Origin of the sequence: Pseudomonas sp. CFBP 8770 (assembly GCF_014841705.1) — a bacterium.
GTDB lineage: Bacteria > Pseudomonadota > Gammaproteobacteria > Pseudomonadales > Pseudomonadaceae > Aquipseudomonas.
Genome location: NZ_JACYUL010000007.1, coordinates 319,614 through 343,384, shown reverse-complemented (window position 1 = coordinate 343,384; position 23,771 = coordinate 319,614). Strand labels below are relative to the sequence as shown.

The 23,771-nt window shown below is 62.7% G+C and carries 20 protein-coding genes; 5 read left to right on the top strand and 15 right to left on the bottom strand.

Annotated features, from left to right (window positions below):
- The first annotated feature begins 2 nt into the window (after nt 1–2).
- Nucleotides 3–278: a GIY-YIG nuclease family protein gene (locus IFT98_RS17745; RefSeq protein ID WP_192050476.1), complete on the top strand. Its 276-nt coding sequence runs from the start codon at nt 3–5 to the stop codon at nt 276–278.
- 147 nt (nt 279–425) lie between these two features.
- Nucleotides 426–1,361, top strand: coding sequence for a glutathione S-transferase family protein (locus IFT98_RS17740; RefSeq protein ID WP_192050478.1), 936 nt, complete (start codon nt 426–428; stop codon nt 1,359–1,361).
- Nucleotides 1,362–1,540: 179 nt separating this feature from the next.
- Here IFT98_RS17740 and yejK read toward each other — a convergent pair whose 3' ends face one another.
- Nucleotides 1,541–2,548: a nucleoid-associated protein YejK gene (gene yejK, locus IFT98_RS17735; RefSeq protein ID WP_192050480.1), complete on the bottom strand. Its 1,008-nt coding sequence runs from the start codon at nt 2,546–2,548 to the stop codon at nt 1,541–1,543.
- A gap of 408 nt (nt 2,549–2,956) precedes the next feature.
- Here yejK and IFT98_RS17730 point away from each other — a divergent pair, with 408 nt between their 5' ends.
- Nucleotides 2,957–3,238 carry an HU family DNA-binding protein gene (locus IFT98_RS17730; protein WP_122479627.1) on the top strand — a complete coding sequence of 94 codons (282 nt, stop codon included), beginning with the start codon at nt 2,957–2,959 and terminating at the stop codon, nt 3,236–3,238.
- Between the two features lie 160 nt (nt 3,239–3,398).
- Here the strand turns inward: IFT98_RS17730 and rlmF are convergent, their stop codons facing one another.
- From rlmF to IFT98_RS17705, 5 genes are all read right to left on the bottom strand, one after another.
- Nucleotides 3,399–4,352 (bottom strand): 23S rRNA (adenine(1618)-N(6))-methyltransferase RlmF, encoded by a 954-nt coding sequence (gene rlmF, locus IFT98_RS17725; protein ID WP_192050482.1) that lies wholly within the window; start codon nt 4,350–4,352, stop codon nt 3,399–3,401.
- Nucleotides 4,353–4,438: 86 nt separating this feature from the next.
- Nucleotides 4,439–7,285: a valine--tRNA ligase gene (locus IFT98_RS17720; protein ID WP_192050484.1), complete on the bottom strand. Its 2,847-nt coding sequence runs from the start codon at nt 7,283–7,285 to the stop codon at nt 4,439–4,441.
- 259 nt (nt 7,286–7,544) lie between these two features.
- Nucleotides 7,545–7,928: a DNA polymerase III subunit chi gene (locus IFT98_RS17715; protein ID WP_192050486.1), complete on the bottom strand. Its 384-nt coding sequence runs from the start codon at nt 7,926–7,928 to the stop codon at nt 7,545–7,547.
- A gap of 7 nt (nt 7,929–7,935) precedes the next feature.
- Nucleotides 7,936–8,364 (bottom strand): DNA polymerase III subunit chi, encoded by a 429-nt coding sequence (locus IFT98_RS17710; RefSeq protein ID WP_192050488.1) that lies wholly within the window; start codon nt 8,362–8,364, stop codon nt 7,936–7,938.
- Between the two features lie 81 nt (nt 8,365–8,445).
- Nucleotides 8,446–9,936 carry a leucyl aminopeptidase gene (locus IFT98_RS17705; protein ID WP_192050490.1) on the bottom strand — a complete coding sequence of 497 codons (1,491 nt, stop codon included), beginning with the start codon at nt 9,934–9,936 and terminating at the stop codon, nt 8,446–8,448.
- A 262-nt stretch (nt 9,937–10,198) separates the two neighbouring features.
- Between IFT98_RS17705 and lptF the strand changes: the two genes are divergently transcribed.
- Entirely contained in the window at nt 10,199–11,323 is a 1,125-nt protein-coding gene (gene lptF, locus IFT98_RS17700; RefSeq protein WP_122479621.1) for an LPS export ABC transporter permease LptF, read from the top strand.
- A complete protein-coding gene (gene lptG / locus IFT98_RS17695) occupies nt 11,310–12,371 on the top strand; it encodes an LPS export ABC transporter permease LptG (protein ID WP_122796075.1) in 1,062 nt (353 codons plus the stop codon). Before lptF ends, lptG begins: the two co-directional genes overlap by 14 nt.
- 28 nt (nt 12,372–12,399) lie before the next feature.
- Here the strand turns inward: lptG and IFT98_RS17690 are convergent, their stop codons facing one another.
- From IFT98_RS17690 to IFT98_RS17650, 9 genes are all read right to left on the bottom strand, one after another.
- Nucleotides 12,400–12,891, bottom strand: coding sequence for an RDD family protein (locus IFT98_RS17690; protein WP_192050492.1), 492 nt, complete (start codon nt 12,889–12,891; stop codon nt 12,400–12,402).
- A 96-nt stretch (nt 12,892–12,987) separates the two neighbouring features.
- Complete coding sequence (locus IFT98_RS17685) at nt 12,988–13,200, bottom strand: cold-shock protein (protein ID WP_122479618.1); 213 nt, start codon at nt 13,198–13,200, stop codon at nt 12,988–12,990.
- A gap of 423 nt (nt 13,201–13,623) precedes the next feature.
- Complete coding sequence (gene gcvT, locus IFT98_RS17680; protein ID WP_192050494.1) at nt 13,624–14,748, bottom strand: glycine cleavage system aminomethyltransferase GcvT; 1,125 nt, start codon at nt 14,746–14,748, stop codon at nt 13,624–13,626.
- 55 nt (nt 14,749–14,803) lie between these two features.
- Complete coding sequence (gene gcvP / locus IFT98_RS17675; protein ID WP_192050496.1) at nt 14,804–17,665, bottom strand: aminomethyl-transferring glycine dehydrogenase; 2,862 nt, start codon at nt 17,663–17,665, stop codon at nt 14,804–14,806.
- A gap of 9 nt (nt 17,666–17,674) precedes the next feature.
- The gene (gene gcvH / locus IFT98_RS17670; RefSeq protein WP_122713534.1) at nt 17,675–18,052 is read right to left on the bottom strand and encodes a glycine cleavage system protein GcvH; all 378 of its coding nucleotides are present in this window, start codon (nt 18,050–18,052) and stop codon (nt 17,675–17,677) included.
- Between the two features lie 346 nt (nt 18,053–18,398).
- Nucleotides 18,399–19,907, bottom strand: coding sequence for a sigma-54-dependent transcriptional regulator (locus IFT98_RS17665; RefSeq protein WP_192050498.1), 1,509 nt, complete (start codon nt 19,905–19,907; stop codon nt 18,399–18,401).
- 81 nt (nt 19,908–19,988) lie between these two features.
- Complete coding sequence (locus IFT98_RS17660; RefSeq protein ID WP_122479741.1) at nt 19,989–20,390, bottom strand: YbaN family protein; 402 nt, start codon at nt 20,388–20,390, stop codon at nt 19,989–19,991.
- An 18-nt stretch (nt 20,391–20,408) separates the two neighbouring features.
- Nucleotides 20,409–21,026, bottom strand: a complete 618-nt coding sequence (locus tag IFT98_RS17655; RefSeq protein WP_192050500.1) for a biliverdin-producing heme oxygenase — start codon at nt 21,024–21,026, stop codon at nt 20,409–20,411.
- Between the two features lie 113 nt (nt 21,027–21,139).
- Nucleotides 21,140–23,698 carry a TonB-dependent receptor gene (locus tag IFT98_RS17650; RefSeq protein ID WP_192050502.1) on the bottom strand — a complete coding sequence of 853 codons (2,559 nt, stop codon included), beginning with the start codon at nt 23,696–23,698 and terminating at the stop codon, nt 21,140–21,142.
- Nucleotides 23,699–23,771: the final 73 nt, after the last annotated feature.

Sequence of the window (23,771 nt, the reverse complement as noted above, 5' to 3'; positions counted from 1 at the left end):
CAATGACCGACATCACGCCACCCAAACCCTGGTATGTCTACTTGGTCCGCGCGGCGAATGGCTCGCTCTACTGCGGCATCAGCGACGATCCACACCGACGCTTCGCCAAGCATCAGAGCGGCAAGGGCGCGCGTTTTTTTCTCTCCAGCCCGGCAGTGGCGCTGGTGTACTACGAAACCTGGCCCAGCAAGGGTGAAGCGCTGCGCCACGAGCGGCTGATCAAGGGCCTGCGCAAAGTTGCCAAGGAACGCTTGGTAGCGTCTTTCCGCCCCCTGTAGCAGCGGCGCGAGCCGCGTCCGGTGGCACCGCGTTGATTCAGGCACATCACGCACACCGCCGACGCGGCTTGCGCCGCTGCTACAGGGGTATGTGCTCTGCGCGCGGGCGAGTAAGCTGTGAGCTTTCCCCATCCTGCTGGAGCCGATATGTCCGAGTTGATCCTGCATCACTATCCGACCTCGCCGTTCGCCGAGAAGGCCCGCCTGATGCTCGGCTTCAAAGGGCTCGCGTGGCGCTCGGTGTTGATCTCGCCGATCATGCCCAAACCTGACCTGACGGCGTTGACCGGTGGCTACCGCAAGACCCCGGTGTTGCAGATAGGCGCCGATGTGTATTGCGACACGGCCCTGATCGCTCGCCGTCTGGACCAGGAAAAAGCCTTTCCATCGCTGTTGCCCCAAGGTCAGCAACTGACTGTCGCCACTTTCGCCGCCTGGGCCGATTCGGTGCTGTTCCAGCACGCGGTCAGCCTGGTGTTTCAACCCGAGTCCATCAGTGCCCGTCTGGCGCGCCTGCCGGAAGACGCCGCCAAGGCATTCATCGCCGATCGCATGGCGCTGTTCCAGGGTGGTACGGCTACTCGCTTATCGGTGGAGCAGGCCAAGCATCAGTGGCCGACGTTCATGGCGCGCCTGGAACAGCAGCTGCAGGACGCAGAAGGCGACTACCTGTTTGGCGAACCTACCCTGGCAGATTTCTCCCTGGCCCACCTGTTGTGGTTTCTCAAGGGAACGCCGGTCACTGCACCGCTGGTGGATATCTATCCCGCCATTCATGCCTGGCTGGGCCGCGTGCTGGGCTTTGGCCATGGTACCTACAGCGACCTGAGTGCCGATGAGGCGCTGGCGATAGCCAAGGCTGCTACTCCGGCGGCTTTGCCGGACGAGGGGTTCGAAGATATCAACGGGTTCAAGGCTGGTGATCAGGTAAGCGTCGCGGCAGTGGACTATGGCGTCGATCCCGTGCGGGGAGAGTTGTTGTTTGCCGGGGCCGAGGAATTGATCATCAGGCGCGAAGACGAGCGCGCCGGCGTGGTGCATGTGCATTTCCCGCGGGTGGGTTTTGCGCTCGCGAAGCAGTAACGGGCTTACGTTCAGCGCGATACACCGCGGCGCCTGCTTCGCGGGCGCTGACCGCTCCCACGGAATGCCCAGCACGCGCATGGGCCTGCTGTGGGAGCGGGGCGGGCGGTTGAACCCTCTGCCCGCTTCGCGGCCGAGGACCGCTCCTGCGGGTGGATGCGAACCTCTGTGGGCTCAGCTCAATCCTTGCGACGTTTGAGCTGGTCGGTCAGTTGGGAGGGCAGGCCCTTGATGATCAAGGTGCCGGCCTCTTCATCGTATTCGATCTTGGAGCCGAGCAAATGGGCTTCGAAACTGATCGACAACCCCTCGGCACGTCCGGTGAAGCGGCGAAACTGGTTGAGGGTGCGCTTGTCCGCCGGGATCTCTGGCGACAAACCGTAATCCTTGTTGCGAATATGGTCGTAGAACGCCTGCGGGCGGTCTTCATCTATCAGCCCGGACAGCTCCTTCAACGTCACCGGCTCGCCCATCTTGCTCTGGCTGGTGGCGTAGTCCACCAAGGTCTGGGTTTTTTCCCGTGCGGACTCTTCGGGCAGATCCTCGCTTTCGACGAAGTCGCTGAAGGCCTTGAGCAATGTCCGCGTTTCGCCCGGACCGTCCACGCCCTCCTGACAGCCGATGAAGTCGCGGAAATACTCCGAGACCTTCTTGCCGTTCTTGCCCTTGATGAACGAGATGTACTGCTTGGACTGCTTGTTGTTCTGCCACTCCGACAGATTGATGCGGGCCGCCAGGTGCAACTGCCCCAGGTCCAGATGCCGCGACGGGGTCACGTCGAGCTCGGAGGTCACCGCCACGCCTTCGCTGTGGTGCAGCAGGGCGATGGCCAGGTAATCCGTCATGCCCTGCTGGTAGTGCGCGAACAGGACGTGCCCACCGGTGGACAGATTCGATTCTTCCATCAGTTTCTGCAAATGCTCGACGGCCGTGCGGCTGAACTGGGTGAAGTCGCGACCCTCGTCCAGATAGTCCTTGAGCCAGCCACTGAAGGGGTGCGCCCCGGACTCGGCATGGAAGAAGCCCCAGGCCTTGCCCTGCTTGGCGTTGTAGCTTTCATTGAGGTCGGCAAGCAGATACTCGATGGCGCTGGACTCGGCCAGTTCGCTGTCGCGCGCGTGAAGCACGGCGGGGGTGCCGTCGGGTTTCTTGTCGATCAAGTGGACGATGCAGTGACGGATCGGCATGGGCTTCTCGGCTGGTCTGTTTGACGGGCACGGTGGACGTGGCGAGCCGTGCGGCAAAGGGGCGAAGTGTAACGTAGATAGGGGTTTTACGGATTGCTGGTGACGGGTGCGTGCGCTGAAACGACGAAATCGTCTACTTTTCGGCCAAACCCATGATAAAGCTGAATAAAAGGCCCGCTAGTGGCGGATATTTGTCTGGCTCTGTGCTAGTTTTGCCCGGTCTTGCGGCCCACAAGGCCGTGAAGCCCCGCAGAGAGCGGCTTTCGAGTCGAACCAAACGCCATTCTGGGTATCTACAATGGCGATTGGCATGACCGAAACGTGAGCCCCGGCGGACGTCGCACGCCCGGCTCCGACTTACGCTGCACTTTGCAATCCAATTGAATTTGATAGGGAAGGTACACCACCATGGCATTAACCAAAGACCAACTGATCGCCGATATCGCTGAAGCTATCGACGCGCCGAAAACCACCGCGCGCAACGCTATCGAGCAGCTGGGCCAGATCGTTGCCGATCAATTGGAAAATGGCAACGAGATCACCTTGCCTGGTATCGGCAAGCTGAAGATCACCGAGCGTCCTGCCCGTACCGGCCGTAACCCTTCGACCGGCGCTGCCATCGAAATCGCTGCCAAGAAAGTCGTCAAGTTCGTCCCAGCCAAAGTGCTGACCGATTCCGTCAACAAGTAATTGTAACGGCTCGACGAACCGTGCCGCGGGTCAACCCGGGCGCGGTTTTTTTATGCTCGCGAAATGTACCCGACCCTGTGGGAGCAAGCTCTGCCCGCGAGGGGCGCGCCGCGGTACGCCTGATACACCGCAGCGCTTGTTTCGCGGCCGATGACCGCTCCTACGAGGTTTGTAGTGAGCTGAACCAAGTATTGCGTGCCTGCTCGGGCTGAAAGGTCCAGGCGACGAAGCGGCTTTGCTTCTGGCCCTGACCCATTTCCACCACCCGCACCTGGGCCGCCTGGACCTTGCTCAGGGTCGTCTGGATGGCCGCCAGGTTGGAAGCCTTGGACACCAGCGTAGAAAACCACAGCACCTGCTTGCCCAGCGCTACGCTTTCGTTGATCAACTGGGTCACGAAGCGAATCTCGCCCCCTTCACACCACAGCTCGTTGTTCTGCCCACCGAAGTTCAGCACCGGCAGCTTGCGCTTGGGATCGGCCTTGCCCAGTGCACGCCACTTGCGCTGGCTGCCACGCGTCGCTTCCTCCAGCGAAGCATGGAACGGTGGGTTGCACAGGGTCACGGCGAACCGTTCCTCGGCGCCTATCAGCCCCTGCAGAATCTGCCGTGGATGGGCCTGCAGGCGCAGGGTGATGGCCTTGCCCAGCTTGTTGGCCTTTACGATGGTACTGGCCGAGGCCAACGCCACCGGATCTATGTCGGACCCCACGAACTGCCAGCGATAGTCGCTGTGCCCCAGCAATGGATAGATGCAGTTGGCGCCCACACCTACATCCAGTGCCTTGACCGCAGTGCCTCTGGGAATCTCTGCGCCGTTGCATTCGGCCAGCAGGTCCGCCAGGCGGTGCAGATAGTCGGCGCGCCCCGGGATGGGGGGGCACAGGTAGCCGTCCGGGATATCCCAGTGGCGGATGCCGTACAACGCTCCGAGCAGGGCCCGGTTGAATACCTTCACCGCCGCCGGGTCGGCGAAGTCGATGCTTTGCTTGCCGTACGGGTTAAGGATGACGAAGCGGGCGAGGTCCGGGTGGGCCTTGATCAGCTGCGGGAAGTCGTAGCGGCCCTGGTGGCGGTTGCGCGGGTGCAGGGTGGGTTTTTGCGGGGTGGACATGGGGAGGTTACCGGTGGGGGCGCGGGCCTCTTCGCGGGCAGAGCCCGCTCCTACAGGATCTGTACGCGAAGAGGCCAGCAGACGGATTACAGACTGGCGATCCGCGCGTGCTGTTCAGCCAGCTTGGTCAAAGCCTGCTCGGCTTCGGCCAGTTTGGCGCGCTCTTTGTCAATGACGGCGGGGGGCGCCTTGTCGACGAAGGCTGCATTGGACAACTTGCCGCCCACGCGTGCCACTTCACCGTTCAGGCGCTGGATTTCCTTGTCCAGACGTGCCAGCTCGGCATCCTTGTCGATCAGGCCGGCCATCGGTACCAGCACTTCCATTTCGCCGACCAGCGCCGTGGCGCTCAACGGTGCTTCCTGGCCATCGGCCAGAACGGTGATGGACTCGAGCTTGGCGAGCTTGCGCAGCAAGGCGTCGTTCTCCTGCAGGCGACGCTGGTCCTGGCTGCCGGTGTTCTTCAGGAACAGAGCCAGCGGCTTGCCTGGACCGATGTTCATCTCGCCACGAATGTTGCGCACGCCCAGCATCAGGCCCTTGAGCCACTCGATGTCGTCTTCGGCCGCTGTATCGATGCGGCTTTCGTTGGCCACCGGCCAAGGCTGCAGCATGATCGTCTTGCCCTGCACACCGGCGAGCGGCGCCAGGCGCTGCCAGATTTCTTCGGTGATGAACGGCATGAACGGATGCGCCAGGCGCAGCGCCACTTCGAGCACGCGCACCAAGGTGCGGCGAGTACCGCGCTGACGCTCGATCGGCGCGTTTTCGTCCCACAGCACAGGCTTGGACAGCTCCAGGTACCAGTCGCAATACTGGTTCCAGATGAACTCGTAGAGTGCCTGTGCGGCCAGGTCGAAACGGAACTGGTCGAGGTGGCGGGTCACTTCGGCTTCGGTGCGCTGCAGTTGCGAGATGATCCAGCGATCGGCCAGCGACAGCTCGTAGGCTTCGCCGTTCTGGCCGCAATCCTCGCCCTTGTCGAGCACGTAGCGCGCGGCATTCCAGATCTTGTTGCAGAAGTTGCGATAGCCTTCGACGCGACCCATGTCGAACTTGATGTCACGACCGGTGGACGCCAGCGAACAGAAGGTGAAGCGCAAGGCGTCGGTGCCGTAGCTGGCGATGCCGCCTTCGAACTCGTCGCGGGTCTGCTTTTCGATCTTCTTCGCCAGTTTGGGCTGCATCAGGCCGCTGGTACGTTTTTCCACCAGGGCTTCGAGCTCGATACCGTCGATGATGTCCAGCGGGTCAAGCACGTTGCCCTTGGACTTGGACATCTTCTGGCCCTGGCCGTCACGAACCAGGCCATGCACGTAGACGGTCTTGAACGGCACCTGCGGCGTACCGTTCTCGTCCTTGACCAGGTGCATGGTCAGCATGATCATCCGGGCGACCCAGAAGAAGATGATGTCGAAGCCGGTGACCAGCACGTCGGTGCTGTGGAATTTCTTCAGGAATTCGGTCTGTTCCGGCCAGCCCAGGGTGGAGAATGTCCACAGGCCCGAGCTGAACCAGGTATCCAGTACGTCGTTGTCCTGGTTGAGCGTCACGTCGGCGCCCAGGCCGTGCTTGCTGCGCACTTCGGCTTCGCTGCGGCCGACATAGACCTTGCCGGACTCGTCGTACCAGGCCGGAATGCGATGGCCCCACCAGAGCTGGCGGCTGATGCACCAGTCCTGGATGTCACGCATCCAGGAAAAGTACATGTTTTCGTACTGCTTGGGTACGAAGGCGATGCGGCCGTCTTCCACGGCGGCGATGGCCGGTTCGGCCAGCGGCTTGGTGGACACGTACCACTGGTCGGTCAACCAAGGCTCGATGACCGTACCGGAGCGATCGCCCTTCGGCACTTTCAGGGCATGGTCGTCAACGCTGACCAGCAGGCCGGCGGCGTCGAACGCGGCGACGATCTGCTTGCGTGCCTCGAAGCGATCCAGGCCGGCGTATTCGCCAGGCAGGGTGCCATCCACGCTATCGTTCAGGGTGCCGTCGAGGTTGAACACCTGAGCGCTGGCCAGCACCTGGGCATTCTTGTCGAAGATGTTGAGCAGCGGCAGGTTATGGCGCTTGCCGACTTCGTAGTCGTTGAAATCGTGGGCCGGGGTGATCTTCACGCAGCCGGTACCGAATTCCGGATCGCAATAGTCGTCGGCGATGATCGGAATCCGGCGGCCCACCAGTGGCAGTTCGACGAACTTGCCGATCAAGGCCTGATAGCGCTCGTCGTTCGGGTTCACCGCGACGGCGGCGTCACCGAGCATGGTTTCCGGGCGCGTGGTGGCGACGATCAGGAAGTCGTTGCCTTCGGCGGTTTTCGCGCCGTCTGCCAGCGGGTACTTGAGGTTCCAGAGGAAACCCTTTTCGTCGTGGTTTTCCACTTCCAGGTCGGAGATGGCCGTGTGCAGCTTGGTGTCCCAGTTGACCAGGCGCTTGCCGCGATAGATCAAGCCGTCTTCGTGCAGGCGCACGAACGCTTCCTTGACCGCTTCGGACAGGCCGTCATCCATGGTGAAGCGTTCGCGGCTCCAATCGACCGACGAGCCGAGGCGGCGAATCTGGCGGCTGATGTTGCCCCCGGACTGGTCTTTCCATTCCCAGATCTTTTCCAGGAATTTTTCCCGGCCCAGATCATGACGATTCAGCCCCTGGGCTTCGATCTGACGCTCGACCAGCATTTGCGTAGCGATGCCAGCGTGGTCGGTGCCAGGCTGCCACAGGGTGTTGCGGCCCTGCATGCGACGAAAACGGATCAAGGCGTCCATGATGGCGTTGTTGAAGCCATGGCCCATGTGCAGGCTGCCAGTCACGTTCGGCGGCGGAATCATGATGGTGTAGGAGTCGCCGGCACCTTGCGGGGCGAAATAGTTCTCGGCCTCCCAGGTCTGGTACCAGGAAGTTTCGATAGCGTGCGGCTGGTAGGTCTTATCCATGCGCGGCGGGACCCTATAAGGCATTTATTCAAAGAAAGCCGAGAAGTATAGCGGGGATATGGCTGGTATGGGAGGGAGGCAAGGCCTGTAGGTGCGGTCGGTGGCCGCGAAAGGCGCGACCGGGTATGTCTGACACACCGCGGCGCCTGTTTCGCGGCCGATGACCGCCCCCACCAAATGGGTACGAGCCCTGTGGGAGCGGTCCGTGGCCGCGAAGGATGCAACGCGTTATGCCGGACTGGCTGCGGGGGCAGGGCGGTCAGCCCTGGTTGAGCAACCTTTCCATGCGCGCTTCGAGGCGGCGCTTGATTTCGGTTTCGATGTGAGGCGCGAAGTCGTCGATCACGTCCTGCATGATCAACTGGGCGGCGGCGCGCAGTTCGGCGTCCAGGTGCAGCAAGGTATCCTGGCGATTCTGCGCAGGGCAGGGTGCCGCTGCCGGTTCCGACGGCAGGGCCGCCGGTGCAGTGGCCACGGGCTCGTCGTGCAGTTCGAACAGCAACGGCACCTCGGGCTCGCTGCGAACCACGGCGTCGGTCAGCAACGGTGGTTGCAGGGTGTCGTCGCCGAGCAGCTTGCGGATCGACTCGAGGTCGTCCAGCAGGTGTACGGATTTGGGCAAAGGCTTGGTGTTGTTGTCCATCTTGGGCTCAAAGTCGCGATAAGCGGTGGTCTTGCAGAGGATAGCCTTGTTCACGGTAAAAACGAAAACTCTCCCGGGCGGCCTGACGAATAGCAGGGTCTTCAACAACGATTTCGGCAACGCGCGCGAACTGGCCGGCAAAGCCTGGAACGTTCAAGGCCAGATTGATCAGAAGATCATCATGGCCTGCCGCCTGCGCTGCGGTGCCCAATGTGACGGGCGCGTGAGGGTCGTCCTCCTCAAGGCTGTGGGGCACGAAGCTTTCACCCTTGAAACTCCACAGGCGTGCATCCAGCGCTTCACGCTGGGCAGCATCGGTGCAATGAACGTACACCCGGTGACCCAGCCGCCAGGCTTTTTCAGCCAACTTGCAGGCGAAATCCAGGCGTGCGGCGGGCAGGGGAGTGGGCAGGACATAGAAGTCGACTTGGGGCATGGTGTGTTCCTGGGGCGGGAGACCGCGTGGCCCCTTTCGCGGGCAGAGGGCTCGCGAAGGGGCGACGCGGACTGTGGGCAATTACACCCCGGAGCGGTCCAGCAGGTACTGGGTGAGCAGAGGCACCGGACGACCGGTGGCGCCCTTGTCCTTGCCGCCACTGACCCACGCCGTGCCGGCGATGTCCAGGTGCGCCCACTCGTAGGCCTTGGTGAAACGGGACAGGAAGCAGCCTGCGGTGATGGCGCCGCCCTTCGGCCCGCCGATGTTGGCGATGTCGGCGAACGGGCTGTCCAGTTGCTCCTGATACTCTTCGAACAGCGGCAGCTGCCAGCAACGGTCGTCGGCCTGCTTGCCCGCTTCCAGCAACTGGCCGACCAAGGCCTCGTTGTTGCTCATCAGACCCGTGGTATGGCCACCCAGCGCCACAACGCAAGCACCGGTCAGGGTGGCGATGTCGATCACCGCGCGCGGGTTGAAGCGCTCGGCGTAGGTCAGCGCGTCGCACAGCACCAGACGGCCTTCGGCGTCGGTGTTGAGAATTTCCACGGTCTGCCCGCTCATGGTCTCGACGATGTCGCCAGGGCGCGTCGCGCGGTCACTGGGCATGTTCTCGGCGCAGGCCATCAGGCACACCAGGTTGATCGGCAGCTCCAGCTCCAGCACGGCGCGCAGGGTGCCGAACACGCTGGCAGCGCCGCACATGTCGTACTTCATCTCGTCCATGCCGGCGGCCGGCTTGATGCTGATGCCGCCGGTGTCGAAGGTGATGCCCTTGCCGACCAGCACGTAGGGCTGCTCGGATTTCTTCGCGCCTTGATAGTTGAGCACGATCAACCGTGGCGGCTGCGCGCTGCCCTGGGCGACGGCCAGGAACGCACCCATGCCCAGTTCCTTGAGCTTCTTCTCGTCGTGAATCTCGACCTTGAGGTTCTTGTGCGCCTTGCTCAGGCTCTTCGCGGCTTCAGCCAGGAAGCTGGGGTGGCACAGGTTGGGCGGCAGGTTGCCCAGGTCCTTGGTGAAGCTCATGCCACTGGCGATGGCCTTGGCGTGGGCAACGGCGCGTTCGACGTCGGCCTGGCTGGATTTCTGGGTCAGCAGGGTGATCTTCTGCAAGGCACGTGGATCGGCCTTCTTGCTCTTGAAACGATCGAACACGTACTCGCCATCGAGCAGGGTTTCTGCCAGCAGGCGCGTTCTGCCGTAGGCATCGCGACCCTTGACGGTCAGCTCGTCGAAGGCAAACACGGCATCGCTGCCGCCCAGGTTCTTCAGCACGCCGTAGGCAGCGTTGGCCAGTTTGCGCCACGGGCGGTCGGCCAGTTCCTCATCCTTGCCGCTGCCCACCAGCAGCAGGCGCTCGGCCTTGAGCGCAGGCACGCCCGGCAGCAACAGGGTCTGGCCCGCACGCCCGGCGATGTCGCCACGCTTGAGCGCAGCGCTGATCAAGCCGCCGCTCAGGCCGTCGATCTTGCTGGCAATGGCGCCCAGGGCGCGTTCTTCGCCGATGGCGACGACCAGGGTCGCGGTTTTAACTGATTCGGCAGCAACGCTCTTTACAACCAATTCCATATCCAGAACCCCTGATTCTAGGTCGATGCTTGCGCAAGACGGTTCGCGCGAAAGCAGCCAGTTTGACCCCAGCCCCAGCCCGCTCGCAACCTTTGCATGGCGGTAATTGTCCACCCGATGCCGCTGTTAAGTGACAGGCACAGCCTTTCACAGGATAATGCTGCGACTTTTTACCTGGCCCGCTCAAGCGGACCGGCCCCTGTCCTGGCTGCTACGTTCCCCTGTCGGGCTGCCTGCGCGCGACGACCCTGGAGTGTCTGGTTTGATCGTTTTCCGTTATCTGTCCCGTGAGGTCATGATCACAATGAGCGCCGTGAGTGCCGTGCTCCTGGTGATCATCATGAGCGGGCGCTTCATCAAGTATCTGGCCCAGGCGGCTTCCGGCATCCTGGACCCTGGTGTGCTGTTCATGATCATGGGTTTCCGCCTGCCGGGCTTCCTGCAACTGATCCTGCCGCTGGGCCTGTTCCTGGGCATCCTGCTGGCGTACGGACGTCTGTACCTGGAAAGCGAGATGACCGTGCTTTCCGCCACCGGCATGAGCCAGCAGCGCCTGCTGGCCATCACCCTGGCTCCGGCGACGCTGGTCGCCCTGCTGGTGGCCTGGCTGAGCCTGAGCCTGGCCCCGCAGGGCGTCGCTCAGGTCGCCACGATCATCAACCAACAGGACGCCATGACCGAGTTCGACACCCTGGTGCCGGGTCGCTTCCAGGCGTTGCGCGATGGCACACGGGTCACCTACACCCAGAGCCTTTCGGAGAACCGCGTCGATCTCAGCGGCGTGTTCATTTCCGAGAAGCGCATGTCCCAGGACAAAGCCAAGGACCGCGGAATTTCCGTGCTGGTGGCTGAAAAGGGCCGCCAGGAAGTGCGCGCCGACGGCAACCGCTACCTGATCCTGGAAAACGGCTTCCGCTACGACGGCAATCCGGGCGAGGCCAACTACCGCGCCATCCAGTACGACACCTATGGCGTGCTCCTGCCCAAGCCGGACGTGAGCAGCGACATCACCGACCGCGAAGCCATTCCCACCGGCGAGCTATGGGGCAGCACCGATCCACGGCCACGCGCCGAGCTGCAGTGGCGCCTGTCGCTGCCGGTGCTGGTGTTCATCGTCACCCTGATGGCAGTCCCGTTGTCACGGGTCAACCCGCGCCAGGGCCGCTTCCTCAAACTGCTACCGGCGATCCTCTTGTACATGGCCTACCTGACTCTGCTCATTGCCGCGCGCAGCGCCATGGAAAAAGGCCGCCTGCCCGCAGCGCTGGGCATGTGGTGGGTGCACGTGCTGTTCCTGGCCATCGGCCTGCTGCTGATGTATTGGGAGCCGATGAAGCTGGCCCGTGCCAGCCGTCGTGCCAAGGGGGTGACCCATGGTCAAGCTTGATCGCTACATCGGCAAGAGCGTGGCGGTCGCCATCCTCGCGGTGCTGGGCATCATTCTCGGGCTGGCTTCGCTGTTCGCCTTCATCGATGAAATGGGCGACGTCAGCGACAGCTATACCTTGTTCGATGCCGGCAAGTACGTTGCCCTGACTGCGCCGCGGCGGGTCTACGACATGCTGCCGATGGCGGCTTTGATCGGCTGCCTGATCGGCCTTGGCAGTCTGGCCAGCAGCAGCGAGTTGACCATCATGCGCGCCGCGGGCGTCTCGGTCGGGCGCATCGTCTGGGCCGTGATGAAGCCGATGCTGGTGCTGATGGTGGTCGGCGTACTGGTGGGCGAATACGTCGCCCCGCCGGCAGAGAACAAGGCCCAGGCCGAGCGCTCGCTGGCCCTGGGCAGTGGCGATGCGCAAAGCGGCAAGCACGGCATGTGGCACCGCCAGGGTGACGAGTTCATCCACATCAACACAGTGCAGCCACGAGGCCTGCTGTATGGGGTGACGCGCTACCGCTTCGATGACCAGCGCCACATGCTCAGCGCCAGCTTTGCCCGCAAGGCGCAATACGACGGCGATCACTGGCAGTTGAGCGAGGTCACCACCACGCTGTTTCACGCCGACCGCAGTGAGGTGGTCAAGGCTGCCGAGGAGCGCTGGGATGTTTCCCTGACACCCCAGTTGCTCAGCACGGTCATCGTCGCGCCTGAAGCGTTGTCCATCTCCGGGCTGTGGGGGTACATCCACTACCTGGCCGACCAGGGCCTCAACAACGGTCAGTACTGGCTCGCGTTCTGGGTCAAGGTCCTTCAGCCGCTGGTAACGGCGGCACTTGTATTGATGGCCATCTCCTTCATCTTCGGTCCCTTGCGCTCGGTCACCCTGGGCCAGCGTGTGTTCACCGGGGTGCTGGTGGGCTTCGTGTTCCGCATTGCCCAAGACTTGCTCGGGCCTTCGAGCCTGGTATTTGGCTTTCCGCCACTACTGGCGGTGGTGTTGCCTGCGGCGATCTGCGCGGTGGCGGGACTCTGGCTGCTGCGACGCGCGGGTTAGCGATTGGCAGCAAGCTTCGAACCGGCCCTCAGTGGCCGGTTTTTTCTTGGGCAATCCGCACGACCTGGCTGCGTGAACCCAGGTCGTGCCAGGTGCGCTGGCGGCGCTCGAACAGCATCCACCACCAACCTAGCCCCAGGCACAGCCAGGACAGCGTTGCCAGCACGAAACGCAGCATTGCCTGGCCGAGGCTGATGGTGCTGCCGTCAGTGTTCTGCACGCGAATGCCCCAGGCCTGCATGCCCAGGGTTTGTCCGCCATGGGTCCAGAAACGAGCGAAGAAGGCGAACGACAGGCTGGTCAGCAGCAGCGACAGCCATGGATCGTGATCCAGCGCACCTGCCTCGGAAAGGACGCGCAGACGGGCCTCACCGTACCAACCCATCTGGGCCAGCTTGTACAGCGCGGCGGTAGCCATCAGCAGCGCCAGACACAGGATCAGGTCGTAGGTCGCTGCAGCCAGGCGCCGAGCCAGGCTCGCCGGTATCGGCTGCAGGTTGTGCGCTGCAATGGGCGCCATCGAAGATCCTTGGGCAGAATTGGCCGGTCACGTCGGCCGAACGGCCACAAAAAAGCCCCAGGCTATCAGCGCTGGGGCTTTTCGGCGACGCTCGAATCAAGCCTCGGCTTGAACCTCGTCTGCCTGCAGGCCTTTCTGGCCCTGCACGGCAACGAAGGTGACCTTCTGGCCTTCTTTCAGGCTTTTGAAACCATTGCCCTGAATGGCGCGGAAGTGTACGAACAGGTCCGGGCCGCTCTCAGGGGTGATGAAACCGAAACCTTTTTCGTCGTTGAACCACTTGACGGTACCGCTTTGACGATTCGACATAGCTTAATTTCCTTGAAACCTAGAATTATTAACAGCGTCTTTCACATGAAAGAGTACTGGGCTGATTTGCAGGAAAGTAAGAGACGTCGAACGGGTTGTAGCAATGATCAGAGCTACTGCCCAGGTCACGATCCAAGCGACCCATGCAAACACAGTGGAGAAACTTTACGCTAACTTCAGCGACAAAAACAAGCCCTCGAAACCCCTGTGTTTTGACCTTTTCATGCCGCATTTCAGGCCATATCCGGGACGTTGCCCCACGATCGTGCATGACCTGCATATCGTTGACGCCAGGGCGTACGAACCCTGCAAAGAATGCACGGGACCGTGTTGGTACTATGACGCTTTCTCCACCGGTCATAGTTTTTATCTACCAAGGCGCTTTGATTGCCAGGTGGGGTTTATACAACCGGTGAATTGCACTCATCCGCGATAATAGCGTTGCGGGACGAAGGGCATCTTGGCAACTTTCAGCGGTACGGGCTTGCCGCGCACAATGGCACTGAGGGTGCTGTCCAGAGCCGCCGAGCTGATCTCCACATAGCCCATGGCAACCGGAGCCTCTAGTGTCGGGCCGAAACCACCGCTGCACACGCGGCCGACTTCCACGCCCTGGGCGTCGATGATCGGCGCGCCCTCGCGCACCGGTGTGCGCTCCACGGGCAGCAGGCCGACTCGCTTGCGCGCGACCCCATCGCGTTGCTGGGCAAAGATGATCTCGGCACCCGGGAAGCCACCGGCGCGCGCACCTTCGGCACGGCGTGTTTTGGAAATGGCCCACAGCAAGCTGGCCGCGATCGGCGAGGTCTCGCTGTCCATGTCATGGCCATACAGGCACAGGCCCGCTTCCAGGCGCAGCGAATCGCGTGCACCCAGGCCGATCGGTTCCACTTCAGGCTCGGCCAGCAGGGCACGCGCAAGCGCTTCTGCCTCGCCGCTGGGAACGGAAATCTCGAAGCCGTCTTCGCCGGTATAGCCTGAGCGACTCACATAGCAGTCCACGCCCAACAGCTTCACGCAGGCGAACTGCATGAAGGTCATGTCTGCGACTTCCGGCGCCAGGCGTGCCAGCACCGTTACCGCTGCTGGCCCCTGCAGTGCCAAAAGCGCACGTGCGTCGAACAACGCCTCGATTTCGCAGTGACCGTGCAGATGGCGTTGCAGATGGGCAAGGTCCTGATCCTTGCAGGCGGCGTTGACCACCAGCAGCAAGGTGTCGTTGCCCAGGTTCGCCACCATCAGGTCGTCGAGAATGCCGCCCTGTTCATTGGTGAACATGGCATAGCGCTGCATGCCCACGGGCAGGTCGATGATGTCCATCGGTACCAACGTCTCCAGTGCTTCGGCGGCATTGGCGCCGGTCAGGCGAATCTGACCCATGTGCGACACGTCGAACAGCCCGGCCTGGGCACGGGTGTGGCGGTGCTCCTTCATCACCCCCAGCGGATACTGTACCGGCATGTGGTAGCCGGCGAACGGCACCATGCGCGCGCCCAGTTCCAGATGCAGCGCGTGCAGGGGTGTTTTTTGCAAAGTGGCATCAGACATTTTTCGTTCCTTGCGAGGCAGGGCGCGCAGCGATCAACACTGCGCGCCGCAGTTGTCACGCTTGCTGATAGGCTTCGATGGAAGGGCAGGCGCACACCAGGTTGCGATCCCCGAAAACGTTGTCCACCCGACCGACCGGCGGCCAGTACTTGTTTTCCTGCAGCGTCGGCAGCGGGTATACCGCCTGTTCGCGGCTGTAGGCGTGGGTCCACTCACCGACCAGTTCGGCGGCGGTGTGCGGCGCGTTTTTCAGCGGGTTGTCTTCGCGATCCAGACGGCCTTCCTCGACCGCGCGAATCTCTTCGCGGATCTGGATCATGGCGTTGCAGAATCGGTCGAGTTCTTCCAGCGACTCGCTTTCGGTTGGCTCGATCATCAAGGTACCCGCGACCGGGAACGACATGGTCGGGGCATGGAAGCCGAAGTCGATCAGGCGCTTGGCGACGTCGTCGACGCTGATGCCGCTGCTGTCCTTGAGCGGGCGGACGTCGAGGATGCACTCGTGGGCCACCAGGCCGTTGCTGCCGGCATAGAGGATCGGGTAGTGCTGTTCCAGGCGCCGGGCAATGTAGTTGGCGTTGAGGATGGCTACCTGGGACGCGCGCTTGAGACCGTCGCCGCCCATCATGCGGATGTACATCCAGGTGATCGGCAGGATGCTGGCGCTGCCGAATGGCGCCGCGCAGACCGCGCCCTGTTTGCGCTCCAGCGCGGCATGGCCGGGCAGGAACGGGGCCAGGTGCGCTTTGACGCCGATCGGGCCGACACCTGGGCCGCCACCGCCATGGGGAATGCAGAAAGTCTTGTGCAGGTTCAGGTGGGACACGTCGCCGCCGAACTTGCCCGGTGCACACAGGCCGACCATGGCGTTCATGTTGGCGCCATCGATGTACACCTGGCCACCGTGGTCATGGATGATCGCGCAGATCTCGCGGATGCCTTCCTCGAACACGCCATGGGTGGATGGGTAGGTGATCATCAGTGCGGCGAGCTTGTCGCCGTGCTCGATGGCCTTGGCGCGCAGGTCTTCGATGTCGACGTTGCCGCGCGCATCGCACGCGGTGACCACGACGCGCATCCCGGCCATGTGCGCGGTCGCCGGATTGGTGCCGTGCGCCGAGGATGGAATCAGGCAGATGTCGCGGTGCGCTTCGCCACGGCTCTGGTGGTAGGCACGAATGGCCAGCAGGCCGGCGTATTCACCCTGGGAGCCGGCGTTGGGCTGCAGTGAAACGGAATCGTAGCCGGTGGCCGCGCACAGCATGCTCTCCAGCTCGTCGGTCAGCAGATGGTAGCCCTGGCTCTGCGCAGCCGGCGCGAAGGGGTGCAACTGACCGAACTCGGCCCAGGTCACCGGGATCATTTCGCTGGCGGCATTGAGCTTCATGGTGCAGGAGCCCAGCGGGATCATGGTGCGATCCAGGGCCAGGTCCTTGTCGGCCAGGCGGCGCAGGTAGCGCATCAGCTCGGTTTCCGAGTGATAGCGGTTGAACACCGGATGCTGCAGGATCGCCGACTGGCGCAGCAGCGGCTCGGGCAGTTGATCGCTGACCTCATCGGCCAGGGACTGGAATACCACTTGCGTGCTTGCGTTGTGGAACAGCTGCCACAGAGCTTCGACATCGGCCTGGCGGGTGGTTTCGTCCAGCGAGATACCCACGCGCTGCGCGTCGACTTCGCGCAGGTTGATACCCGCTGCACGGGCCTGCTCATGCAGGCGCTCGGTCGCACTGCCGGTGGCCAGGGTCAGCGTGTCGAAGAAATGCTGCTGTTCGACGCGCACGCCCAATTGCGTCAGGCCGCGCGCCAGGATGGCGGTCAACTGATGGGTGCGCCGAGCGATCTGGATCAGGCCGGCCGGGCCGTGGTAGACCGCGTACATGCTGGCGATGTTGGCCAGCAGCACCTGGGCCGTGCAGATGTTGCTGGTGGCCTTCTCGCGACGGATGTGCTGCTCGCGGGTCTGCATGGCCAGGCGCAGCGCGCTCTTGCCGTGGCGATCCACCGACACACCGACCAAACGCCCCGGCATGTCGCGCTTGAAGCTGTCACGGGTGGAAAAGTACGCCGCGTGTGGACCGCCGAAACCCAGTGGCACGCCGAAACGCTGGGCGCTGCCGATGGCGACGTCGGCACCGAACTCGCCCGGTGGGCTGAGCAGCGTCAGGGCGAGCAGGTCGGCCGCTACGGCTACCAATGCGTTGCCGGCATGGAAGCGCTCCACCAGTTCACGGTAGTCGAAAATGTCGCCGTTGCTGGCGGGATACTGCAGCAGAGCGCCGAAGAAACCGTCGGTGTCGGCGAGCTCATGCTCGTCGCCGATGACCACTTCGATACCCAGCGGCTCGGCGCGGGTGATCAGCACGGCCAGGGTCTGTGGATGGCAATGGCTGGAGGCGAAGAAGCGCTGGCTGCTCTTGTTCTTGCTCAACCGTTTGCAGAAGGTCATGGCCTCGGCGGCGGCTGTCGCTTCATCGAGCAGCGAGGCATTGGCGATAGGCAGGCCGGTCAGGTCGCTGATCAGGGTCTGGAAGTTGAGCAGCGCTTCCAGACGACCTTGGGAAATCTCCGGCTGATACGGCGTGTAGGCCGTGTACCAGGCGGGGTTCTCCAACAGGTTGCGCAGGATCGGCGCTGGCGTGTGGGTGTTGTAGTAGCCCTGGCCGATGTAGTTCTTGAACAGTTGGTTCTGCTGGGCGATGGCCTTGATCGCGGCCAGCGCATCGGCTTCGCTTTGCCCGGCCGAAAGGCCCAGCACGCTGGTGCCCTTGATGCTTTCGGGGATGACGCTGGCGCTCAGGGCATCGAGGCTGTCGAACCCCAGGAAATCGAGCATGGCCTGCTCGTCGGCCGGGCCCGGGCCGATGTGGCGGGCGATGAATTCGTTGTCGGTGTGCAGTGCAATGGCGCGAGTCATGGTCGGTCCTCAGCCTTGGGCGGCGATCAGGTTGTCGTAGGCGGTCTGGTCGAGCAAGGCGCGAACCTGTTCGAGGTCGTCGGGGATGAACCGGAAGAACCAGCCCTGTGCCAGCGGGTCCTGGTTGACCAGTTCCGGAGCTGCGTCGAGCGCCGGGTTGACTTCGACGATCTCGCCATCCAGCGGCATGTTGATGCTGCTGGCGGCCTTCACCGATTCCAGCACCGAAACCTCGGCATCGCGCGCATGACGCGCGAGCTCGGGCAACTGCACGAACACCACGTCGCCCAGGGCATTCTGGGCGAACGGGGTGATACCGACCGTGACGCTACCGTCGGCCTCGAGGCGCAGCCATTCGTGTTCGACGGTGAAACGCAACTCGCTCATGGAAACTCCGCAATGATTTGGGGTTCAGCAATGGCGGTTACTTAGCAAGATGGTTGCCAGATTTCCCAAAGTCACAGGCTGCAAGGGCTCCAGGCAGATCACACCATTCAAAGATCGCAATCCCTGTAACGAAAACGCTACGCAACCCCCAGAGCAGCAAACGCTCTGATTCCCCTGTAGCAGCGGCGCAAGCCGCGTCGGCGGCAGACGCGGTCTATTGCATGGACCCAAACGAGCCCTGACGCGGCTAGCGCCGCTGCTACAGGAGTCGTCTAACGCCTCACTGCCAAGCCGTATCGAATTAAGTACGATGTATTGAAAACGATACAGCCCAGTTAGTCTTGTATCAGTTCGCGCCACCAATCCCATACTTGCGCAGCCGGTTGGCAATGGCCGTATGGGATGTGAGTAGACGGCTGGCCAACTGCCGGCTGGATGGATAGCTGGGGTACAGCTTTTCCAGGAGCGCTTTTTCGTAAGCCTCAACGGCCTGTTCCAGGCTGACGACTTCACCGTCGTTGCGACGAGTCACGCTGGTCCCGGCAATATCCAGATCACCGATGTCGACTGTATTGCTTTCGCAGACGGCGGCTGCGCGAAAGATCACGTTCTGCAGTTGCCGAACATTGCCCGGCCAACGGTTGCCTAGCAAGGCGGGATAGGTGCTCGCCGTCAGTCGGCACATCGGTCGCTGAATCTGTGTGCAGGCCTGCTGCATGAAATACCGTGCCAGCAGCAGGATGTCTTCGCCGCGCTCGCGCAGCGGCGGCACGTTCAGGTTGAGCACGTTCAGGCGGTAGAACAAATCTTCGCGGAAGGCGCCTTCGGCCACCATCTGCTCCAGGTTGCGGTGAGTGGCGCTGAGGATGCGCACATTGACCTTGACCTCGCGGTCGCCGCCTACTCGGCGAAAACTGCCATCGTTGAGGAAGCGCAGCAGCTTGGCCTGCAGGTATGGCGACATTTCGCCGATTTCGTCGAGAAACACCGTGCCTTGGTGGGCCAGCTCCATCAGGCCCGGTTTGCCGCCGCGCTGGGCGCCGGTGAATGCGCCTGGGGCATAGCCGAACAGCTCGCTTTCGGCGAGGTTTTCCGGCAGAGCGGCGCAGTTGAGCGCCAGGAACGGCGCGCTGTGGCGGGCGCTGACGGCATGGCAGGCCCGTGCCACCAGCTCCTTGCCCGTGCCGGTTTCACCCTGGATCAACAGTGGCGCATCCAGGGCCGCAACACGTTGCGCCCGGGCCTTGAGCGCACGGATCGGTGCGGAATCGCCCAGCAGCGAATCGAACCCTTCGGCGTGGTCGTGGTGCAGGGCGGCCAGCCGCTCACCCATGCGGTTGGGCGGGTACAACGTCAGCAGGGCGCCGGCGTCCGTGATCGGTGTGGCATCGAGCAACAGCGTCTGGCCATTCAGGTTGACCTCGCGCAGCGGCAGGCGGAACCCCTGTTCGAGCAGGGCGCCGAGCAAGGCAGGATCGGCGAACAGGTCCGCCACCGACTGTCCGGCCGGCTCGCGGCCGTACAGCTCGACCAAAGCCGGGTTGGCCAACAGCACATTGCCGGCACTGTCCAGTGCCAGCACCGGATCGGCCATGGCGGCCAGCAAGGCTTCGAGCTGCAGGTGCCGGCGTTGTCCCGGAAGAATGTCGACCACGCGCACATCCTCGACGCCCCGTACCCGGAACAGCGCATCGTGCAGCTCTTCCAGTACCAGCGGACTGAGTGTGGGGGCGTCGATATAAACGTTGGGCGGGACCATTTCGACTGCGTCGAGGTTGAGGTTGCGCGCCCCCAACAGGGCCAGCACTTCCTGAGTGATGCCGACACGGTCGATGAAGCTGACGTGGATACGCATGGGGTCTCGAGCATTCCGGGCAGCGGAGGGACGCAGTATGCCTTGCCATCGCGCAAAGCTGTAGCACCGACGCCGGCTTGCTCAGCGCTGGGGGTTGATGCGTTCGGGCCGCGACCAGATCCACAGGTTGACCAGCACCATGCCGGAGATTGCCGCGTATACCGGCCAGTGCTGCTTGAGGGTGAACCACATGAGCACGGAACAGAGCACCATGCTGACGGTTGCGCTGACCTTGGTTCGGCGGGTTATCACCTTGCCGTTGCGCCAGTTGCGCAGCATGGGCCCGAACAACTTGTGGTTTTCCAGCCAGGCGCTCAGCCGCGGCGAGCTTTTGGTCGCCGCCCACGCGGCCAGCAGAATGAACTCGGTGGTGGGCAACCCCGGCACCACGATGGCGATCAGCCCGATGATCAGGCTGGTATAGGCCAGCAGGCCGTAAAGCACGCGGGCCAGCTTTGAGGGGAGCGGGCGAGGGTTGTCCATGAGTTCCATACAGTGGGGTCAGGCCGGCGCCGTTTCCTTGTGGTCGGCGTAGGTGTGTTGCAGCAGCACCTGCAGGCGCGCAAAGGCATCGTTGGCCGCCTGATCGGCTTGCGCTTCTTCAGCCGCGCTGAACGGCAGGGCGTCGAAGATCGCGTTGAAGGCTTTCCAGCCTTTGCCGCGTCCGCCCTCGGGTTCGGCCAAATGGCGAGCGCCGAAACCTGCGGTGTAACCCAAGGCGTTAGCCCGTTTGATCAGGATGGCGGCGCCGAGTTTAGACCCTTCGGAGACGCGAATCCAGGTGAGCGCCGTGGCCTGACTCGGCTCGCTGAGGGCGCCCGGAACAGGTTGCGGAATGGCCACGCCCAGATCGAGCAGGTCGGCCTTGGCCGCCTCTGCGCGGCAGCGCTCGGGCAGATCGGGAAACAAGGCGATCAAGGCCGGGTCGTTGTACAGGTGTTGCAACTCGGATTGGAACAGGTACTGCATCTGCAGGAAGCGCGCATAGCTTTGCGGCGTATCGAACGGCGCGTAGCGGGCAACGGTGTTTTCCAGGCTGTCGTGCAACGCCTGGCTGATCGCGCGCAAGCGGGCGGAGCGCAGTGGGGCATGGTCCTGAGTGTGCTCGGTGACGGTCATTGCGAGTTCCTTGAAAAATGCGGTGCTGTGTAGACGAGACGAATCAACTCACAGCGGACCGTAAAAAAATCCCACCACAGGGGCAGCGCTTATCTGCCCCTACAGTGCCATTATCAGATGTCCCAAACCAGATTGATCGCGAAATTACGACCGGGAGCAGTGAGGCGGTCGAGGTTGGCGGGTGATGTCACCGCCGCTTCGCCGACGCCGTCATAACTGCGCACGTCGTCCCATAGCCAGTATTTCTTGTCGGTGAGGTTGTACAGGCCGGCGTTGACCGTGACGTCCTCGGTGACCTTGTAGTAACCGGCCAGGTCGAGGATGCCGAAGCCAGGCGTTTTGAACACACCGCTGCCGTCCGGCGACTTGAACGCGCTGCTGTCCACTCGGTTCTGACGCTTGACCAGTGTCCAGCTGAGCAGGCCACCATACTGCTGCTGCTCGTAGCCCAGGCCGAATACACCCTTGAGCGGATTGACGCTGTTGATCGGTTGGCCGTTGTCTTCGTTCTCGCCATGGGCGTATGCGATGGAAGCCTGGCTGTAGAGACCTTGCGGCGCACCGAAGCTGTCCAGGTTCAAGCGGCCCTTGAGCTCGACGCCCTTGATGGTGGCATGCTTGATATTGTTGCTTTGGAACACGGCGGACGTCGCCCCGGGGCTGACCGCATCCTCGTTGATGAAGTCGCGGTACTGGTTGTAGAACACCGCAATATCGAAGGTGCCTGCCTCGAAGTTGCCACGTAGGCCGGTTTCATAACTTCTGCTTTTTTCCGGTTCCAGATCCGGATTGGGCTGGACCGTATAGCCTGCGCCAAGGTTTTCGAAGCGGCCGTACAGCGCCTTGGCCGAGGGTGTGCGGAAGCCTTCGGCGTACTGCCCATACCAGGTGTAGTGGTCATCGAAGTCGTAGGTCACGCCCAGCGTGGGTGACAACCGGTGCCAGTTCCGATCGCTGTCGGTCACGGTGTACTCGCCCTTGGGGTTGACCGTGCGCAGGAACTCATCGGTCAGGCGAGGCTTGAGCTGGGTGTAGTCATAGCGGGCGCTGGGTCGCAAGGTCCACTGGTTCCAGCGAATCTCGTCCTGGGCGAACAGGCTGTAGGTGTTGATGGTCGGGTCGGGGAAGTCGCTGGATTTGACCAGGCGATCGGCCGCGCTGTCGGCGCCGATGGCTCGGCAACTGCCCATCACGGTCAGGCAGGTCCCGTAGCCGCTGCGCGAGCCGGTAACCTTCTGCTGGCGGATATTGGTGCCGTAGGTCAGCAGGTGATCGGTTTCACCCACCTGGAAGGCCTTGTCCAGTTGCAGGTCGAATACCCACTGGCGCTCTTTGTAAAGAGTGTCACGCGCGCGCAGCACGTCGCGTGCGCGCGGAACGACATAGTGCTCTTCGGTGTGCTGGTCGGTCTTGGCGATCTGGTAGTTCAGGCTCCACTTGATGTGATCGGCCACGACGCTGTCCAGGCCAAAGTCGTGATTCAAGCCGAAGCGCTCGCGGGTGACGGTGTCATTGCCACCGCGGGATCGATAGAAATTCAGCGGGCTGCCATTTGCATAGGGGCCGCCATAGGCACTTTTCAGATCGACATCGCGGTCATCCTTGTATTTTTCGTAGGTGAGCCCGAATCGGGCATCGTCGGCGTAGTTCCAGCCCAGCTTGGCCAGGACATTGGTCGAGCGCACGTCCTTGGGGTCGGCCGCGGTGCGGCTCAGCCCTGTGCTGGTATGGTCGCCGTAGGATTCGGTCTCGTGGCCGTTGCGCTGGCTCAGGTGCAAGAGGGCATCGACGTCACCCGTACGGCCGGCCACGGTGGCCGAGTTCAGCCAGCTTTCGTCTGCCGAACTGTAACCGGTCTTCAGGCGTGCGCCGACATCCTTGCCGGGCTTGATGACGTCTTCCGGGTCCAGGGTGTAGTAGCTGACCACCCCACCGATGGCACTGCTGCCGTACAGCGACGACGCCGGCCCGCGCAGGATTTCCACGCGCTTGACGATTTCCGGGTCGACGTAATTGCGCTCGGTTTGCGCATAGGGGCCGTTGAAGAAGCTGTCCGGCACTTCGACGCCATCGACCTGGGTGAGCACACGGTCGCCGTCGATACCACGAATGTTGTAGCCGGTAAGGCCGCTGCGCAAACCGGTGCCGCCTGCGGAGACGCCCGGTTCGTAACGCACCAGGTCCTGCAGGGTGTTGACGTTGTCACGGTCCAGCTGCGTGCGGCCCTGGACGCTGACGGTGCTCGGGACGCTGTCGGCGCTTTGTTCCTGGCGTGTGGCGCTGACAGTCATCTGTTGCAGTGCGATCACGGCACCCGGCGAGCTGCGCTCGAGCACGACATTGTTGGCGCTGATTTTTCGGTAGCGCAAGGGTGTCCCCGCGAGCAGCCGATCCAGTGCCTGTTCCGGCGTCAGGTTACCGCGCGCGCCGGGTGAAATGACGTCCTGAGCAAGCCCGGCGGGCAGTCCGACTTGCCACCCCGTCGTGGTGCTGAAGCCGTTCAAGGCCGACGCCAGAGGCTGCCGAGCAATGTTGAAGGAGTGATTGACGCTGTTGCGGGCGCTGTTCGGTGTCGGCTCCGCGGCGCTGCCCACGGCGGGCACGGCGGCCAGCAGCAGGGCAGCGGTGAGCACCGAGTGGTGAAACTGTGGACGAGTGAAACCTTTGGACATCGAAAGCGCTCCCTGTCGCGTGTCATTATAGTGTTACCGATTCGAATGAGAATCAGTTGCATTGGCTATGACT